The 17,879-nt window shown below is 62.8% G+C and carries 13 protein-coding genes; 8 read left to right on the forward strand and 5 right to left on the reverse strand.

Going from position 1 to position 17,879, the window contains the following annotated elements; translation table 11 throughout:
- Positions 1-46 precede the first annotated feature (46 nt).
- Complete coding sequence (locus tag ACYOEI_RS24495; RefSeq protein ID WP_462852254.1) at positions 47-319, reverse strand: hypothetical protein; 273 nt, start codon at positions 317-319, stop codon at positions 47-49.
- Between the two features lie 421 nt (positions 320-740).
- Between ACYOEI_RS24495 and mobF the strand changes: the two genes are divergently transcribed.
- The 3 genes from mobF (at position 741) to ACYOEI_RS24510 (ending at position 4,801) form a co-directional block, all read left to right on the forward strand.
- Positions 741-3,485, forward strand: a complete 2,745-nt coding sequence (gene mobF / locus ACYOEI_RS24500; RefSeq protein WP_462852255.1) for a MobF family relaxase — start codon at positions 741-743, stop codon at positions 3,483-3,485.
- A 34-nt stretch (positions 3,486-3,519) separates the two neighbouring features.
- Positions 3,520-4,044 (forward strand): hypothetical protein, encoded by a 525-nt coding sequence (locus ACYOEI_RS24505; protein ID WP_462852256.1) that lies wholly within the window; start codon positions 3,520-3,522, stop codon positions 4,042-4,044.
- Positions 4,045-4,408: 364 nt separating this feature from the next.
- Positions 4,409-4,801, forward strand: a complete 393-nt coding sequence (locus ACYOEI_RS24510; RefSeq protein WP_462852257.1) for a hypothetical protein — start codon at positions 4,409-4,411, stop codon at positions 4,799-4,801.
- Between the two features lie 250 nt (positions 4,802-5,051).
- On the opposite strand, the gene ACYOEI_RS24515 is transcribed toward ACYOEI_RS24510, so the two are convergent.
- From ACYOEI_RS24515 to ACYOEI_RS24530, 4 genes are all read right to left on the reverse strand, one after another.
- Complete coding sequence (locus tag ACYOEI_RS24515) at positions 5,052-6,611, reverse strand: hypothetical protein (protein ID WP_462852258.1); 1,560 nt, start codon at positions 6,609-6,611, stop codon at positions 5,052-5,054.
- Positions 6,612-6,946: 335 nt separating this feature from the next.
- Positions 6,947-8,770, reverse strand: a complete 1,824-nt coding sequence (locus ACYOEI_RS24520; protein ID WP_462852259.1) for a DUF7380 domain-containing protein — start codon at positions 8,768-8,770, stop codon at positions 6,947-6,949.
- 330 nt (positions 8,771-9,100) lie between these two features.
- Entirely contained in the window at positions 9,101-12,865 is a 3,765-nt protein-coding gene (locus tag ACYOEI_RS24525) for a WD40 repeat domain-containing serine/threonine protein kinase (protein ID WP_462852260.1), read from the reverse strand.
- Positions 12,862-13,461: an RNA polymerase sigma factor gene (locus tag ACYOEI_RS24530; protein ID WP_462852261.1), complete on the reverse strand. Its 600-nt coding sequence runs from the start codon at positions 13,459-13,461 to the stop codon at positions 12,862-12,864. Before ACYOEI_RS24530 ends, ACYOEI_RS24525 begins: the two co-directional genes overlap by 4 nt.
- A gap of 303 nt (positions 13,462-13,764) precedes the next feature.
- Here ACYOEI_RS24530 and ACYOEI_RS24535 point away from each other — a divergent pair, with 303 nt between their 5' ends.
- The 5 genes from ACYOEI_RS24535 (at position 13,765) to ACYOEI_RS24555 (ending at position 17,872) form a co-directional block, all read left to right on the forward strand.
- Positions 13,765-14,046 (forward strand): hypothetical protein, encoded by a 282-nt coding sequence (locus tag ACYOEI_RS24535; protein ID WP_462852262.1) that lies wholly within the window; start codon positions 13,765-13,767, stop codon positions 14,044-14,046.
- A 142-nt stretch (positions 14,047-14,188) separates the two neighbouring features.
- Positions 14,189-15,022 carry a ParB/RepB/Spo0J family partition protein gene (locus ACYOEI_RS24540; RefSeq protein WP_462852263.1) on the forward strand — a complete coding sequence of 278 codons (834 nt, stop codon included), beginning with the start codon at positions 14,189-14,191 and terminating at the stop codon, positions 15,020-15,022.
- A gap of 104 nt (positions 15,023-15,126) precedes the next feature.
- Complete coding sequence (locus tag ACYOEI_RS24545; RefSeq protein WP_462852264.1) at positions 15,127-15,369, forward strand: hypothetical protein; 243 nt, start codon at positions 15,127-15,129, stop codon at positions 15,367-15,369.
- A gap of 64 nt (positions 15,370-15,433) precedes the next feature.
- Positions 15,434-15,730 carry a YkvA family protein gene (locus ACYOEI_RS24550; RefSeq protein WP_462852265.1) on the forward strand — a complete coding sequence of 99 codons (297 nt, stop codon included), beginning with the start codon at positions 15,434-15,436 and terminating at the stop codon, positions 15,728-15,730.
- 195 nt (positions 15,731-15,925) lie between these two features.
- Positions 15,926-17,872, forward strand: a complete 1,947-nt coding sequence (locus ACYOEI_RS24555; RefSeq protein WP_462852266.1) for a type IV secretory system conjugative DNA transfer family protein — start codon at positions 15,926-15,928, stop codon at positions 17,870-17,872.
- The last annotated feature ends 7 nt before the right edge of the window (positions 17,873-17,879 follow it).

Here is a 17,879-nt window from a genome sequence, read left to right on the forward strand (position 1 = left end):
AAGAGCGGGAGCCGGCGGGCGGAAGACCGCCTCGCCGGCATCCACCTCAGGCAGCCTCCTGTTCGCCTGCCTCGGCGTTCTTGCGGGCCGCCTGTTCGGCTCGTTGCTGGTCCGCGATCCAACTGTGGGCCTTGTCGAACAACTTGGCCATCGTCAGCAGATCGTCGAAAGCCAGGCTTTCGGTCTCGCGCCAGGTGTCGTGGCTGTCCTTGTAGCTGCGGCTCGGCACGACGCTGTACCAGTTGCCCTTCTCTCCGCTGTTTCTCCAGATCGTGACTTGCAGGACCCCGATGCGGATCTTGTGTGCGGGTTTTGACATGGTGTTCTCCTTCTCTTTTGCATTTCCGGCCCCGACCATCGAGGCCTTACGGCACGACATGAGAACCCGCCGCAGTCCGGAGCGAAGTGACAGGCAAGCGGAATTACGGAGGGCACCCTCTGGGACGGAACCGTCATTCCGCTTGCCTGGCCGGACGGCGGGTTCATACGTGCCGACGCAAAGGCCACGGGCGGGCTGGAATCGGAATGGGAAGGAAGATCGCTCTGAAGAACCGGACACAAAAAACGGAGAGGGTAATGTCAGGATTGGGCGGATCGCGTGTAAGTAGAGAGGACGCCGTTCGGCTTGCGAAGTGAGGCGTTGGGACAGGGAGCCGCGGCTACGCGCAACCGTCTCAGAATGAAACAGAAAGCTGATAAGTATCGATTGACCGATCACAATGACGGCTTAGAATTTCGCCATGCTCGAAATCCACGTGTGCGAGTCCGCCGATGCCGTGAAGGCCTACTACTCGGCCGGGGACTACTACATCGAGGGGAGCCACGAACCACCGGGCCGATGGGGCGGGCAACTGGCGAAAATGCTTGGCCTGTCGGGCGAGGTTGGTCAGCGCGAATTCGACGCCCTGGCCGATAATCTCGACCCGCGCGACATGACGCCGCTGACGCTTCGGCACAATACCGAGCGACGCGTTGCCTACGACTTCACCTTCTCGGCCCCAAAGAGCGTGAGCCTGCTCTACGAATGGACGCAGGACGGGCGAATCCTCGGTGCCTTCAACCGGGCGGTTGATGAGACCATGCGCGACATCGAAGCGGAGGCCAAGACACGGGTGAGGAAAGACGGAGCGGACTATGACCGTGTGACGGGCAAGCTGGTCTACGCCAGCTTCAACCATTTCGAGGGCCGACCCACCAAGCAAGACGGTCTGCCGGATCCCCAGATGCACCGGCACGTGGTCGCGTTCAACGTGACCTATGATCCCGTCGAGCACTGTTTCAAGGCCGGGCAGTTCGGTGACCTGAAATCCGACGGCGACAAATGGATGATGCGGTTCCACGCGCGTCTGGCCGAGCAACTCGCGGGGATCGGCTTTCAAGCGGCGCCGCGGTACGAAGTCGACGACCGGGGCAAACTCAAATACGCCGGTTGGGATGTCGATGGTGTCAGTCGCGGGTTGGTCGAAAAATACTCCCGGCGGACCCAGGAGGTGATGGCCACGGCCAAGCAACTGGGTATCACCGATCCGAAGGCGATCGCCAAGCTGGCGGCGACGACGCGGCAGAACAAGCAGAAAGATCTCTCGCGTGAGCAACTGCGCGACCACTGGTTCGGCCGGCTCACGACCCAGGATAAGGCGGAACTGGACAGGGTGGTCAAACAGTCGTCGCTTCCAGCTCCGCAGCCAGGCATCGGCAATGCCGAAGCAGTCCGACATAGCATCCTGCATCACTTCGAGCAGGAAAGTGTCGTGCCGCTCAAGCATCTGGAAATCGAGGCGTTACGCTACGGCCTGGGGAGCGCGACCCCGGAAGGGATCAATCGCGAATTGTTGGACCAAGGGGTCATCACCCGGGTCAAGAACGGTCGCGTGGTGGCGACCACGAAGAAGACGCTTGCGGAGGAACGGTTCTACACCGGCTGGGCCGCCAGCGGGCGGGGCACAGTATCTCCGGTCGACGTGCCCGTCGGCCTGGAGCGCGGCCAGCTCGATGATGACCAGTGGAGCATGGTGACCGGGCTGCTTGGCTCGCAGGACCGGGTGACGCTTACCGATGCGGCGGCCGGGGTCGGGAAGACGACCGCCCTGCAGTCCCTCCACGAGGGGATGCGACTGGCGGGGCAGGGGGTGACCTACCTGGGCAGTACGACCACGGCGGTGGACGAACTGCGCAAGGCCGGCTTCCAGGCGGAGACCGTTGCCGCGTTTCTGCTGAGCGAAAAAATGCAGAAAGTGGCCCAAGGGGGCCGTGTCGTCGTCGACGAGGTCAGCATGCTTTCGCACAAGGACGCGTTCCGGCTGTTCCAGACGGCCAAAGCCGGGGAGATGCGGCTCGATCTCGTCGGCGACTCCCGTCAGCACGGCAGTGTCGGGGCAGGGGCGTTCATGCGGGTCATCCAGGAGTACGGCGGCCTGACGCCGTTCCGGATCAGGACGATCAAACGTCAGGAGAACGCCGACCATAAGGGCGCGGTTGGGCTGATGTATGCCGGACAGACGGCCGAGGGCTTCGACAAAATCGACGCGCTGGGATGGGTAAAGGAGATCGGCGACGACGCGCAGCGTTACCACTCGATCGCAGACGAGTATGTTCAGCTCCTGAAGCACGGCCTCAAATGGGATGAGATTCTGCTGTTGAGCCCGACGCATGCCGAAGGGAGGCGGGTGACCGACGCGGTCCGGGACGCCCTGCGAAGCGCGGGTAGGCTCGGTGAGGATGAACGGGAATTCCCGCAGCTAATCGCATCGAACCTGACCGAAGCGCAGCGGGGAGAAGATCGCTTCTACCAGCCTGGCGTTGTGGACATACTTCAGTTTTTCCAACGGGCGAAGGGGCACAATTCGGGCTCGCGGATCGAGGTGGCGGAGGTCGATCGCGAATCACTACCGCTGGGCGAGGCGGCCAAGTTCCAGGCATACCGCAAGGCGTCGATCAAGCTGTCGGAAGGGGACGTGATCCGCTTCACTGCCAATGGCAAGACCCTGGTCGGCGATCACCAGATCCGTAACGGCAAAGCGTACAAGGTGGCGGGTTTCACCGAAGACGGCAACATCCGACTGGAAAACGGCTGGATCGTTGCCGCGGACTTCGGTCACTTCAAATACGGCGTGGAAACGTCGCTCGGCGCGCAGGGCAAGACCGTCAAGCGGGCGATCGTCGGCCAGTCGTCGCACTCCTTCGCCGCGTCCAACATGGAGCAGATCTATGTGACCGCGAGTCGCGCGAAGCAGGGCGTGACGGTCTATACCGACGATAAAGCCGGACTGCGTGACGCAATCGGCCGGTCCTCGGCCAAGCTGGCAGCCCTCGACCTGCTGGAACCTCCCAAGCCCGAATCGATGCCGACGGTTCAACGCAGCCGCTGGCGGGTTCAGCTTGCGCGCTGGCGACGGGCCGCTATGCTGGTTCGGCCCTGGACGGCACACGGAGACGATCACCTCAAGCCACAAGCCGAGGAAAGGCAGATGAGCCATGGACGATAGTTCGGTACGTGAGCGTAACTGGGTGCGGACGAGCATGAAGGACCTGCTCGACAATCCGCCGCCCGGTCCCAAAACGGCCGAGGCGGCGGCCCCTCCCTCCAGTCTCGATTCTTTCAATCCCGACCATGAGAACTACCAGGCGTATGCCCGGCCCAGTCCTCACCAGGTTCCCTCGGTGAATTTCATCTCGCGGGACCTCTCCGTGCGCACCTGCCTTTACGCGCATCTCGACACGGATCATCCGGGCGGCTGCCAGTTCATTCCGTCCGCTTTGGGCAAAGGGAACGTCCTGAAACTTCAGTTCGCCGGCGCACGCGCCGTCATCGAAGTCACGCTCGAAGGACGGAAGCTCTGGCATCTCTACGAATACCTCGTCCAGGAGCGGATGCTGTGGGTTTACGAACTGCCGGAAGCCAGGGATTTCGAGGAGGATGACAAGCCGGTGGTCCACTCGATCAAGTTCAGAAATCTGACTGAAACGGCCCCTCCGCCGCTCCACAACCCGGGGCCAGTTCCACGCCTGGGGGGAGACAAGGATGAACGGTCGGTGGTCGTTTGAGGCCATCCGGGGCCAAGGACTGACTCTCTGGATATGTACATTTGATTGTATTAGTGATTTATATAGTGGTGTGAATATCTGATTTTTCTATGAAAACTTGGCTTAAGTGAGATGTTGGCAATTCTCGCAAATGGGGAAAGCCATGGACGATGAGCATATCAGGCGAGCAGGTGGCCCAGCCGCACCTTACCGGTATCGAAGCCGGTACTCCCGACTGAGCGGCAATCCCGTGCCTCGGGCGACGCTCGAGACATCCTCGGGGGAACGCACCGAATTGACACGACGGGATCTCGGTTCCGAAAGCTGGGGTTTGGTGACGAGTGTGGTCGGTCGGGTGCTCTTCGGAGGATCGGTCACCGGTTCCTTGATCGAATCGGCCAGGAAATATCGCCAGGCGTCGGTCGGCGAGCCGGAACCGCCGGAAATGCGACTGGCGTCGCTCCTGAGAAACGATGCGGGCAGAGAGTTGCCGCACCTGGTTTCATATGCGAACCGACTGGAGGGAATCCACCGCGCCTTGCGGCAATTGGAGGAGGGCCATGTCTCGCCCGGCTCAGTCGCTTCGGGGGATGTGCTCCAGCTATTCGGGCTACCGGCACTTCTGATCGCCATCGAGATCGCTTGTGAAACGCACGCGGATCGTGGCCATAGTGCCTGGCCGCTGATCGGCCAAATTCGAGACCGGACCATGAGTGCAGGGCTGGATGCGGCCCTGAAGCTTGGAGGTTATCAATCAACGGAAGCCCCAGGCCCATAGGCCGGGGAATGCGTCGTGTCGGCCGTGGCTTTCCGAAAGCAAACCAGCACGAACCCAAGCGGATCAGTGCTCTTTTTTATATCAAGCGAACTGGCTTGAAACGGGCACGGAGGGAGGACTCTCCTCCCCGTTCTCTAACGCGCGTCGGTATGCCGGACCGAGGCGCGCAACAGCGGGTTCCAACCCGCACGGCAGGGGTTTCATGGCCAAGCACCGCCGGAAAGTTGACCACGTCTTCCAAGGAATGCTCTCACCACGAATGCGAGAGAGCCGCATCGGGATCATCAAGCATGGCGAAGGCGAGAAACGGCAGCACGGCCGGAAGCTCGTCGCTGATCACGCCACTGCTGGAACTCAGGACAGCGAACGGTCGGTCGTAGAGATCGGCGAACCCATGGTGAGTGTTCCGCACTGCGCGGACAAGTTGCCCGATGTAAGCCTCTTCGCTCACGACTGCAGCGCTCCCCGGCAAGGCTGCGCATTGACCAAGGTGGGCTGCTCTGGCGGCCCAATCGACCGTCCCTCCCTGGATCAGGTTGCTCGGAAACGTATGCATTCGCTGTTTGGCCACCATGTTGCTGTGTATCGTTTGGAGCCAGCCCAGAGTGGCTGCCGGAAGACCTGGCTTCTGAATCAGTTGTGACAGGCGAGTCACCATGAACGCAGACGTCATGAAGTTGACGAACTTTGCCGTTCCATTCGCGCCCCAGGCACCGGACATAAAGGCCGTGACCTTGTCGAGAACCGCGTAAGTCACCACTTTTCGCAGGAACTGGTCCAGCATCGAGCAGGACCACGTGATCTCGAAGAAGATGCGCTCGAACTGGAGGATGCCCCGCAGGTACTCGTCCAAGTCAACGTTCCCGGCTCCGTCCGCTGCCCGGCAGAGGTTGTAGAGTCGATCGAGCGTTGCATCCGCCCGATTCAGCCAATACCGCACCCAGTCCTCGATGTCGGCAGCGGCCCGCTTCGGATGGATGGCGCGGATCGTGTCGCTATGCCCATCCTCGACGTGTATGTCCCCAGCCGCCCCAACAGAGGAATATGGGGCAATCATATCGAACATGCTCACATTCTGGAACGATCGCCTATGGACCGACTCGTCGGGGATGAGGACGAACACCGAGAAAATGCCACGGAGACAGAAACCGTCGATAAACGGGCCATTGTACTGCACACAGAGCTTGGCGATATTCTCAATCCGAGCATCGAGCGGCTGGAGTAGATCCATGTAGGGCTTACGGCGAGCTGCATCGGCCCGGAGGGTCTCGAAACCGTAGCGCGCCAGTCCAACTAAGTTGCGCAGGAGGAATTCGTAAGTCCCCCCCTCCGCTGTCTGCGTGGCGGCGAGCACTCGTCCGTTGGGGTAGACACCGAAGAACCACGGCAGAATCACTGTCTCGAAGATATCAGGGAGCGCATCTCGATGGACCTGGGCCAAGGCGTTCTGGAGAACCTGAAGTTTGTCGGGGAAAGTTCGGTTGGCGTCCACCAGACAACCGGTGAGGTCCGTTTTGAACTGTTCCGTCGGCATGCCGACATCACCCGCGTGATTAGCGTAGGCATCCACCATCGGCCTCGGTGGGTTTTGCCCCACGAAGGTGCAAAAATCGGTCATGTGGCCCGCACGCGCTCCGGGCGAGACCTGCAGGAAGTGCACTGGCGCAAGGACGGGTGTCAGGTCCAGTCTGGAACCCACGACGGTGGCGGTATAGCGGCCGAGGCCGTTCAGGCGTCCTGCATATTGGTTCAGCAGGGCGGTGAGGGCGGCCTGGTTGGGCGGGGTAGAACTAGCGGTAATGCTGGGCACGCGACACCTGCCTTTTCCCTGGACACGCAAGGAAGACGTGGGGGCTCTTCTTCAGGCATTCTACGGATCGCAGAGAACATTTTCCTTGAACCACCATCCACCTGCATCTTCCCGTAATCCGCCTTCGCCGCGAGCAAGTGGCGGATGTGACCCGCTGAACCTTGAGGACGCTGCGCGTCGGTTTCATCGCCCGAGGTGTTGGACTGAGTTCGTCGACCTAGCTTTCAGCCACACCGCCGCATCGAGCCATCGGGGGTGGCTAAGAGCCTATCCCAGTAGGCTGAAAATCGCCTTGTTTTCAAGGCTCAAACCCGCCTACTGGGATAGGCTCTAAGTCAGTTTGGGGAGGTGGCCTCGCCTCCCGGTTCATCCGGCCGGGCCTCCGTGGTCTCCTTCCGCCGAATCGTGCCGAGCATCAGAAGGATGTGGAGGACGCGGTCGCTAATCCCACGGTTGAACTCCTCGGCGGCCATCAGGCCGTGGGACATTCGGTTGCGGAGGTTTCTGCCTCGCGGATCGGCAAGAAACGAAAGCACGTAGACGTGGGCCGCCTCTCCCATCATCCCCTTGATGACGGGCTCGTGCTCGAGGATGTCCGTCAGGGTCTTTTCCGTCATCGAGGATAGATCACCGCGACGAGCCTTATTGGCCGGGCGACCGAGCAAGGTCAGCAGGAACCGAAGAGCACTCTCGATCTGCGGAACGAGAAGATGGATCGCCTTCGGATGGTCGCCTGCGAAGTAAGCCTCGACTCCGAGCTTGATGATGCCCTGAAACCTGACGGTAAAGGCCGGGGACTTGGACAGGAACCCGACGATCTGCTCGGGTGTTGCCGAATACCGCTCTCTCGCCCTGTCGAGCGCCTTCTCCAGGAATGGCATGGCATAGCCGATAGCCTTCGAGATCTCGTGCAGCAACGCACCTTCCGGGTCGGAATCGACCGTCCCGATGTTGCCGACGACCTGCCCCTCGCTCACCTTCGTTATCGGGATCATCGAGGCGAGCGGAAACTGCTTCCGTAGCTTCTCCGAAGTGGCCCGCAGCTCATCAGGGTTGGGAACGAAGTAACCCGCGATGTTGGTCAATGCCTGGTCCAGTCCTCCTTCGGTGATGCCGCTCAGGAACTTCTCGAGATCCTCGGGCGGAATCTCCAACTCGACGGCGACGGACTTCATCTCGCCTTCGGCCTTCTCGCCACGCTGGCGAGCCAAGATCTGGATTCGCTCGGCTTCCACATCAAAGCCGTGGACTCGGTAGAACCGGAACACCTGGTCGAGCCAGAAGTGGGCGACGGTGTGGTTGGCGGAGGCCGATCGGCGCTCGACTGCCTGCCCGCTCGCCAGTATGACCCGCTCGGCGTTCGCCTTTCCGCCGAGGCGCTGATAATAGTTTATGAGGCGCCCAGCCACGGAGAAGACCGGACCCGGTTCCTCGCCCTCCGGCTTCGCGGCGATGGTGGTGACGTACGACTCCAGCCCAGCGATCATCGAGTCGGTTTGCGTCGAGGAGAACTTGATCTTGGTCTGCTCCTCGACGATGTCGAAGAGCGTCAACCATCCCCAGGTCTCGTTCACTCGGCTGAAGAGATCGAACAGAGCGTTGCGGATATTATCGGCCCGGGGCTTGTCCCCGACGCTCAAGGCGATCTTCAATGCCCGCTGCAATTTGTCGGAGACGGCGATTGTGCTGTCCGCCTCGGCCAGCCCGGCGCAGGCCGCATATCCGTCGACGGCCGTTCTCGCCGCCTCGATCGGAGGCTTCAAGTTGCAGGCAACCTTGGACAGGTCCCAGACCAAATCTGCGTACCGCGCGCGGAGCAGCGGGTGCTTGGCCTGGGCCATCCGCTCCGTCCAGTAGGCGATGACGGCGGGGTTGATCCAGGTGATGTCCGGGACGCGGGCGTCGCCCATCTCCATCGAAGGGCCGAAGTGCGTCTTCCAGCAACTCGGCTCGCCGGAATCCTGCGGAGAGAGCTGAAATGCCCAGCGTTCCGCGTTAGCGGCCTTCTTCTCCGCCTCCGTGGTGGACTCCGCCTTCGTGATGGCTTCGGAAATGTGTCCCGCGATGAAGTAATCCTCAAAGTAGCCGACCCGCTCGAATCGATCGAGAACGGGAACCAGCCACGAAGGCGTCTCAAGTCTTTCTTCCTCTGCGCTCATGCCGCTCTCCCGTTGCGTCATTGTCCATCGAAACAGACGCCCGACGATGATCGAGGGTTCGTTCGGACCCCGGCGGGAATGTGCGGTTGGCTGATAGGAACTCGTTGCCCGCTCCGGTGTGATCGACCGAAGTCATTTCCTCGATTGCCCCAACTGTCCTTAAAACCCTATTCTGAGACATTAAAGCTCCAGGCGATTGTGTTATTTCGATCGAAATGAGCGTCAATCGTTGCAAATGCAACGGCTTTCGTTCCCTTTGGGACAGATGGCAGCATCATTTCATCCATGCTTACCAATCGCGAAGTCGTTTCGGAACGAGGTGCGAAGCCATTACAGTGAGTCCTGACCTGTCAAGGAGCGGTCCTTTTGCCCCGAGGTCTCCATCTCACGCTCAAGGCGATCCACCAATGCGGCGATCTCGGGCAACCGGCCGTATAAGTCGCGATCGGCTGGGATGGAGAAGATTTCCTTCCCCGTTTCCAGGTACCAGAATCTCAGGACTCCGTCTCCGGCCGTGAGCAGTCGGGTGCCATCACCGAAAAATGCGATGGCCTCGATTGACCGGCCGAAATTGATGCAGAGGTATCGCGATATGTCATGTGTCAAATCCCAGACCTGGACATTGCCACCGGCCTCTGGGAATGCGAGTAGCGCCTTGGATGGGCTGGTATGAATGGCCCAGACGACCGGTCGGGGCAGCGTGTCCTTCGCGTTCTCGCCGCGGTCGCAATCGAATGTTCGGAGGGGTTGCTCGCTGGCTTGGGACCAGACCCGGATCTTGCGCTGGCCGTCCCCGCTCACGATCCATTGCCCGTCCGGGCTGAACCCGGCACGCACCGCACGTGCTTGTCCCGACTGGCGTCGCAGCTCGCCGCCGGTGGATACGTCCCAGATACGCCAGGTGTGATCCAGCGAGCCGGAGATGAGACGCGTTCCGTCGCGGTTGAACCTCAGGGTCGTGATCGGCCCCTTATGACCCTTCAGCTCCCGTCTGACCTGCCCCGTCGAGATTTCCACGAGACTGATGCCGACGTCCTGCTCCGTTCGTCTGGTGATTTCCGCGAGACTTGGCGCGCGGTTGCGGTCGCCGGCCATGTATCGCTTCACCGCTTGATTCGCTTCCCGGTCTTCCCCTGGGATGGCGCACAGCGAGCCGTCCGGGCTCACCGCCAACATGCTGGCACTCACGAGGTGGGTCTTGAGATGCCGTGGACCCTGATCGGGATTGGCGGTATCGAAGATGTCGATACGGGATTCGGGTGGGCCATTCATGGTGTTGAGGTTGTGCTGTCGCTCGGTGCTGTAGAGCCAACGGCCGTCGGGGCTGCTCTGCGGAGAGTTGTTGTCGAGCGCGCCTGGCCGATGCAACCTGAGCATTGCGCTCAGGAACGCTTCTCGTCCCTGTTTCTGGCGGACATCCCAGAGGGTGACCTCGCTGTTGCTCACGGCGGCGACATGGTTGTCGTCCGGGCTGATCGCCAGGGATCGGATCTCGCTGACATGGCCGCGCAGACGCGTGGGGTTCGAGAAGAGACGTGTGTCCGGATCGACGGCACCGAAGGTCACGAAGCCATCGCGGCCGGCGATGGCGAGATGCGAGTTTCCGGCGGCTAACGCCAGAATCGGACCTCCCTCGATGGAAAACGCAGGTCCCTCAAATCGGTCGTTCCGGTCGGAGCGAATACCCACGGAATGCGATCGTGGCTGAGGACGGTTAGGGTCGACGATGCAGACCGAGTCGGCGGAACGTTCCTGAGCTGCCACCCCCCAGGCTCCCGTTGGGTTGAATGTCAGGAGGTTGTCGCGTGATGGGCCTTCGTTCGTCACCTCGGACCCCAGGTCTCCGCGCCCCCTTTCACGCCCTGGGAGCCATAGGGACCGGACGAGCGTGCGGTCCGTCGGCGGAGAGTGCATGATGTGGCCGGTGGATCGCGCGAGGCGCTTTCCGTCCGGGCTGAAGGCCAGGGTGATGACGGGACTGAAGATGCCGGCCGAGGCCGGGCGGGGTCGGGGAACTTCGGGGGACAGTCCCGCTCCGAAGGGTGACCCCGGCTCGTAGGCGGGCAGGGTCCACTTCAACTCTCGGCTCGAGAGTTCCCAGACCAACGTCGCGAAATTGTATCCGCCCGCCAGGAGGTAGTTACCATCGGGGCTGAAGATGACGGAGCGGCCCGCGATCGCGGCGTCCGTGGCGGTGAAGACCTCACGCCCCGTGCCGGTCTCCCAAACCTTGACCATGCCGTCGCGACGATCGCCGCGATTGCCCCGGAAGAGCAGGCAGGTCGCGGCGATGAACGCCCCGTCGGGGCTGTAAGCCACACCCTCGTGCCCCCCGTAGTTGACCTCGACCGTGGCTCCTGAGCCTTCGGTGGTGTTGACAATCTGGGTGCGGCCGAGCGTGAGGGTCGACAGGTGCGCGCCGTCGGAGACCTGCCAGACCTTGACGCAGGACGTACCGTTGAGGGACCCGAGCACGGCGAGCCGGGTGCCGTCGGGGCTGAAACGGACGGCGCGCGCGACATCGCCGAACGAAAGCGAACGGACGCCGGTGCTGAGCAAACGGTCGAGGTAGAACCACTCGAATCCGCGCAGGTCAGGGACGCCCGTCTGATCCTGGGGGATGTGTTTCATGAGCAGGGTCCTGACCTCGTCGGGGCGGTTCTCCGCCTGCGTCAGCCAGGCTCGTTGCATATCGGATATGTATATCTCGTGGCGCTTGCGCCGGTCGCTCGCCGCCGCTTCCGCGGCCTTTTCCCTGGCCTCCTTCGCCTTGTCCTCGGCAAGCTTGGATTTCGCCCTGGCGAGGGCCTCTGCCTTTGCCCGCTCTCCTTTGGTCAGCTCGTGGGTCTTTTGTTCATTCTTGGTCTGTTCCTGCGCGTTCAGGAGGGCGGTGCGAAACTGGGCCGTCCCGAAGACCGCGACGATGAAAAACACCGACGTCAACATCACCAGCGTGGGATTGCGGCGGGCGAAGAGCTGGGCACGGCGGATCGGACCCGGGGGTCGGTACCGAATCGGTTCATGATTGAGGAACCGGCGCAGGTCTTCCGCCAGTTTGGCCGCGCTGCCGATGCGGTCGGCCCGGTCCTTTTCCAGGCACCCCATGCAAAGGATCCCGAGATCGCGCGGCACGGAACGACACAGTGCCTGAGGTGCGGCCGGGAAGCTGTTTCGGACCTGGTCCGAGACGACCGTTCGCGTCTTGCCGGGGAAGGGGAGCCGGCCGGTGAGCATCTCGTAGAGGACGACGCCCAGGCTGAAGACATCGCTCTGCCCGTCGACCGACCCCGGCGCGTCGAACTGCTCCGGGCTCATGTAGGACGGAGATCCGGGGGCCTCGGAGGTCTCCGTCAGCCGCACCTCGTCGCCTTCGATCAGCCTGGCCAGCCCGAAATCCGCGATCTTGGCCCGTTTCGTCTTCCGGTCGAGCAGGATATTCGAGGGCTTCACATCGCGATGAACAAGGCCCTGGTTGTGAGCGGCGGCCAGTCCTCTGGCGATCTGGTAGGCGATCGTGGCGGTCTGCCGTGCGGTCAAGTGCCCCGCCGATGCCTCGGATTCGTGCGCCCGTGCCAGCCACTTGTCGAGCGACTGGCCTTCGATGAGCTCCATCACCAGGAATGGCCACGGGAAACCGGGGGCGTCGTCCTCGACGTGATGGACGATGACAATGAAGTCGCTCGTGATGGCCGCCGCCGCCCGTGCTTCGCGCATGAATTGAGCGCGATACTTGGGGGACGCGGCCATGTCGCGGTTCACGACCTTGATGGCACGCCACTGGCGGATCCGGCTGTCGTAGGCGCGGTAGACCCGCCCCATCCCGCCTTGCCCCAACTCGTCCTTGATGTCGTAGGAGCCCAGGCGGCCGATGAAGCCGGCGGCGGTCGCCCGGGGTAAGGAGACGACTTCATCCTGATAGGCTTGCACCACTCGTTTTCGCCACTGCGAGGGCTCGGCCAATCGGGCCAGCAGGTCGAGACGATCCCGGCAATCGGGGCAGGCTTCGACATGGGCCTCGGCGACCGCCGACTCGGCCCCTCCCAGCTCGTCGTCCACGAGCTGCTTCAACTGCTCGTCGGAGGGGCATTTCTTCATGCCATGGCCTCCGGCTCGTCATCGTTGCCCTCGAGCTCGGCGTACTTATCCTTCAATCGACCGCGCACGCGGCTCACGACTTTATGAACGGCGAGTTCCTTCATACCGAATTCCGCGGCGATAGCGGCCGACTTATGACACTCGAAGGTCGTCCGCCGGTAGATGTCCCAGTCGCGGGGCGACACTTCCTTCTCGACGGAGTCGAGGGCCGCCCGGATCAACTCGTCGTTCGCAAGATCGTCGACGGCCTTCTCCAGGCTCATGATGTCGTCCGCGAGGGGACGGTAACGTGCCGATTCGTCCCGCTTGAAGAAATTGATGCAGGCATTTCGTGTTACCGTGCCGAGCCATTTCCGGAACCCGCCACGCGTGCGGTCATAGGCCGTGTTTTGAAAGTGATTAAGGGCTCGCATTATGACGGCTTGAGATATGTCATCCGCGTCGGCGACTTGTAATCCCTTGGCGCGGCACCATTTCCAGATAACCCCCTGGTAACGCCCGACGAACAGCACAACGGCCTCGCTATCAGCGCCGTCGCGTAGCCGATCGAGAAATCGGGTACTCGTTCGCAAACCATCCTTCTCCCGGTTTTCCATCGAGGTACCCCCGTTTGCCACCCAACCACAGCTTTTAATTTTGCAACGGCTTTTCTTGTCGCGTGCTCTCCACGCGCGGATCCTTATTTTGACAATCCGGTGACACGCTGGGAAGGGGATATGACCTGTGATGGTGACGAGACATGTTGAATGAAGTGACACGATTCGGACGCTCCGGAGAAAAATCCTTGGGATTCGGTCAACATCCCGTGGGGGGCGTGTACTGGTTGGCGAGGGCAGGAGCGGAAGCCAAACAACTGGCTTCGCGGATCGCCCGGAGGCCGAACCCTGGAGGAGCTTTCGATGACGCTGACCTGCAAGACCTGCGGCGGTAGGGTCAAGCCCAAGACGAAGAAGGTCGCCACCGTGCTCGGGGGCACCGCCATGGTCATGGCCGCCGGGGCGGTGATGGGCGTCAGCACCGGCTGGCTGGCGCTCCTGGCGGCCGCCTGGTCGGGCTCGAGGGATGCCACGAAAATCATTCACATGAAGATCAAGCTGATGCAGGAGTCGCAGAAGCTGGGGAGCTACTTCGTCTGCAGCGGTTGCGGCAGGGATGTGGATATCCTCGAAGTCCTGAAGTAAACCTCCGTCCCGCCTCTTCGCCGGTACTCTCGCGGTCTTTCCTTGCCGATTGCCTCGGTATCCCGATCCCGCGGAACGCGTGTCCCGCCTGCGTCCGGCGTGCGCGCCCCGCCTGCCTGATCCTCGAAAGGATGACTCCTCGATGAACATTGCGATCCTGGAACCCACGGCCTCGCGGCCGGACCCGCTTCCCCGATTCTTCGACCCGGAGTTGATCATCACGCCGGAAGGGAATCCGGCCTATTCACCGGCGATGCTCGCCGACCTCATGGAGAGCGTGCGGGAGCACGGGCAATTGGTGCCGGGGTGGGTGTACCCGTCGCCGGACCTGCCGCCGGAAAAACGGTTCTGCCTGGAGGGGAGCCGTCGCCTCGCGGTGGCCCGTGCGTTGGGAAAGCCTTTCTGGGCCTTCGACCGTGGCCGGTTCGTGCAGGAGGCGGAGCGGATCAAGCTCACGTTCCAGCACAATCACTCGCGTCGCGTGATGAGTCGCGACGAGATCGCCGAGCGGGCGGCCAGGTATATCGAACTGACCGGCTGCACGCACGGCGAGGCGGCCCAGCATCTCAATGTCTCGGGGGCGACGCTCAGCCGGGCCTTCGGCGAGCGGCGCATCCCGCCCGAATACAGGAGCCGCGCCGAGCGCCTCGGCCTCAGTGTCCGGTCGCTGATCGCGGCCGCTCCTTTGGCGCTGATGGGACCTGCTCTCGACTTCGCGGAAGTCCACGGCGAGGAAGGCAGGAGGCCGACCCGTGACGAAGTCGCGGCCTTCATCGCGCGGCTCAAGAAGGGATCGACGTCCAAGGGCACCCGGGTCCGGACCGTCACGCTCCGGCATAACGGCCGGGCGGTGACCGTCGCCGTGGGCGAGAAGGACTCGGCCTTCGCCGTGTCCGAGGACATGAAGGCCCTTGCGGGCAGGCTCGCCAAGTATGTCGACGTGCCGCCCGAAGGCTGGCCCTTCCTGTTCCAGTGAGGTCGCGCCGACCGGCCGACCGGATTGTCGAGAAATCGCGTGACCGGCCGTGCGTTCCGCCGGCGTAGGCGGATCGCCGATCGGGCAGATTCGAGGGACTCACCATGTTGGAAATGTTGGGCGGATGGGCCTGCGTCGGACTCGCGGGCGGAGGCCTCGGCCTGGTTGTAGGTGGTGCTTTCACCGGTGTACGGAGCCTCGCTCGCAGGCTGTGGCCGGGCGAGGCGCCAGCCCTGTATCAGCTGACCATCGTCGATCCCGACGGCATCCCGATCCGCCAGGACGGCATCTCGGTCGCGGGCGTCGCCCGGCTGATCCGCGACATCAATTGTGGCTTTTATAAGTGATCCATGATCCGAATGTGGTCGTGCGGTTTTCCCTTCCCAGGTTCCCTCGTTCAGGAGAGGTGACATGTTCCAGCTGCTGCAAACGATGGTGATCTGCCTCACGCTCGCGTCCGTGGTCCTGCCGGTTGCCTTCCTCGTGGCCCTGTCGATGCCCCAGAATTCCGAAATGCGTCAGATGTGCATGCGGATCTGTTACTGGGGCTGCGTGCTCCTGGCGGTCGGCTACTTTGCCATGCCGATCGATTGCATCCCGGATCTGCTCTTTCCCGTGGGCTTCGCCGACGACGCCGTTGCCCTGGGCATGGGCTACGTCGCGGCCCGCAAGGCCATGAGGCCGAACCGAATGCCCGGCGTCAACTGACCACCGATGCCGGCCGGGGGTCTCCTCCCCGGCCGGGCTTCTTCAGGCTTGACTGCCACACCATGCCCGTTACCGCCTGACTCGCGGATGACCGGGTTGTCATACCGATCCTCATGCGTCCCAGGACAGGTCGACTGCCCAGACCGGGGGGTAGGCGGCCAGGAGAATTCCCCGGCCAGGTCGGAGGGTTCCCCGATGTTTCGCGGATTCTGCGCGATCGTCACTCGGATCGTGCTCGTGGCGGCCGTCGCGGGCTTTGTTGCCTGCCTCGCCACCCTTGGCCACCGGTTCTCTGGGCCGGGCATCCTGCTTGTTGTCCTCGTCGCCTGGCGGACGTGCCGGGGCCGATTTGGCTCGGGATACGCGCATGGCACGGCCAGGGAGGCCACGTTCAGTGACCTGCTCGCGACGGGGATGACGGCCACCGATCACGGCGTGGTCCTCGGCGGCACGGGTTACCTCCCGGGACCGACGCGGCTTGAAGGGTTGGGAGCACTCCTGTCTCCCCGCTGGCGGTCGACGCAGGCGATTGAATGCTTCCTGGCCGCCCATCTCGGCTCCGTGTGGGGTCGCCGGGGGCTGATCCGGCTGGGCCAGTTCGTCCACCTCGTCACCTTCGCGCCGACCGGAGCCGGGAAGTCGGTCAGCGTGCTCGTGCCGAACCTGCTCAGTTATGTGTTCTCGTGCGTGGTCGTTGATCCGAAGGGGGAGCTGTACTCGATCACGGCCGGGCACAGGCAACGAAAGTTCGGGCATCGGATCGTGCTCTTCGACCCGTTCGGCATCACCGGCCGGGAAGGCCTGTCCTTCAATCCTCTCGCTTTCCTCGATTCGGCCTCGCCCGATTTCCTCGACCAGTGCCGGGACGTCGCGAACATGCTGATCGTCAGGACCGGGAAAGAGCACGAGCCGCACTGGAACGACATGGCCGAGGTGGTCCTGACCTGCATCATCGCCTTCGTCTGCAGTTCGCCGAACCCCGATGAGCGCAACCTTCAGTGGGTGCGGGACATCATCGCCAACCCCGATAACTTCGCCAAGGCGATCGGGCATATGACGAAAATCCCCCACCTGGCCCGCCTCGGTCATCAACTGCGCTGGCTCAAGGACGAGGAACAGGCCAGCGTCATGTCCACGCTCCAGCGTCAGACGGCATGGCTGGACAGCGCGGCCATCAGGAATCACAGCACGACCAACGATTTCGACCCGCTCGATCTCCGGCGGGAACGGGCGACGGTGTATCTCTGCCTGCCGCCCGACCGCCTGGTCACGCTGGCCCCGCTCATGCGGCTCTGGATCGGCAGCATCCTGCGGCGCGTCACGCGGGGAGGGGCCGACGAGCGCAACCCGCTCCTTCTCCTGATCGACGAGGCGGGGCATCTGGGCCACATCCAGGCGCTGGAGGATGCCGTGACGCTGATGCGTGGCTACGGCATCCGGCTCTGGTTCTTCTTCCAGTCGATGGGGCAGCTTTCCAAGGCGTTCGGCGAGCGGGCCGGTGTGTTCCTCGACAATATCGACACGCAGCAATATTTCGGGATCAACGCCATCGACTCGGCGGATGTCATCAGCCGCAGGATCGGCGACGCGACGATCACCACCCAGTCGCGGCAAAGGAGCACCAGCTATTCCGAACCGACCGGTTTCGCCGGCAATGGGCCGCAGTCGGGCCAGCGCTCGACCAGCTCGAGCGTGACCACGTCGGAGATGGCGAGGCGGCTCTACAAGCCCGAAGAGGTGCTGCGGCTTCCAGCCGACATGGCCCTCTTATTCCATAAAAACATGCCGGTCATTCCCGCCCGGCTGATTCGTTACTACGCCGACCCCGAGTTCCGCGACGGCGGTACAGGCCGCTCGAACCGGCTGGGCCTGGGGACCATGCTGACGTCGGTGTTCCTGCTCGCCGCGAGCGTCTTCGGGCTGGCGTTCGTCTCGACGGTGCCGGTACCTCGCCTGCAACCGAGTCGCATGGCCGGGGCGTTTCCCGGCGATGGCGGTCCGCAGTGGCGGCCCGCCGATCCCTGGCAGCCGATGGAGCCGCCCGCTCGTACGCGGTCGCGGCGTCGGCGGCCTTACGTTCCTCCGAATCCCATGCCTCATGACGGCTCCGGATTCAATCCCTGGCTTCCGGAAACCTGGTAGCCATCAA

It is taken from the genome of Singulisphaera rosea (assembly GCF_054877945.1).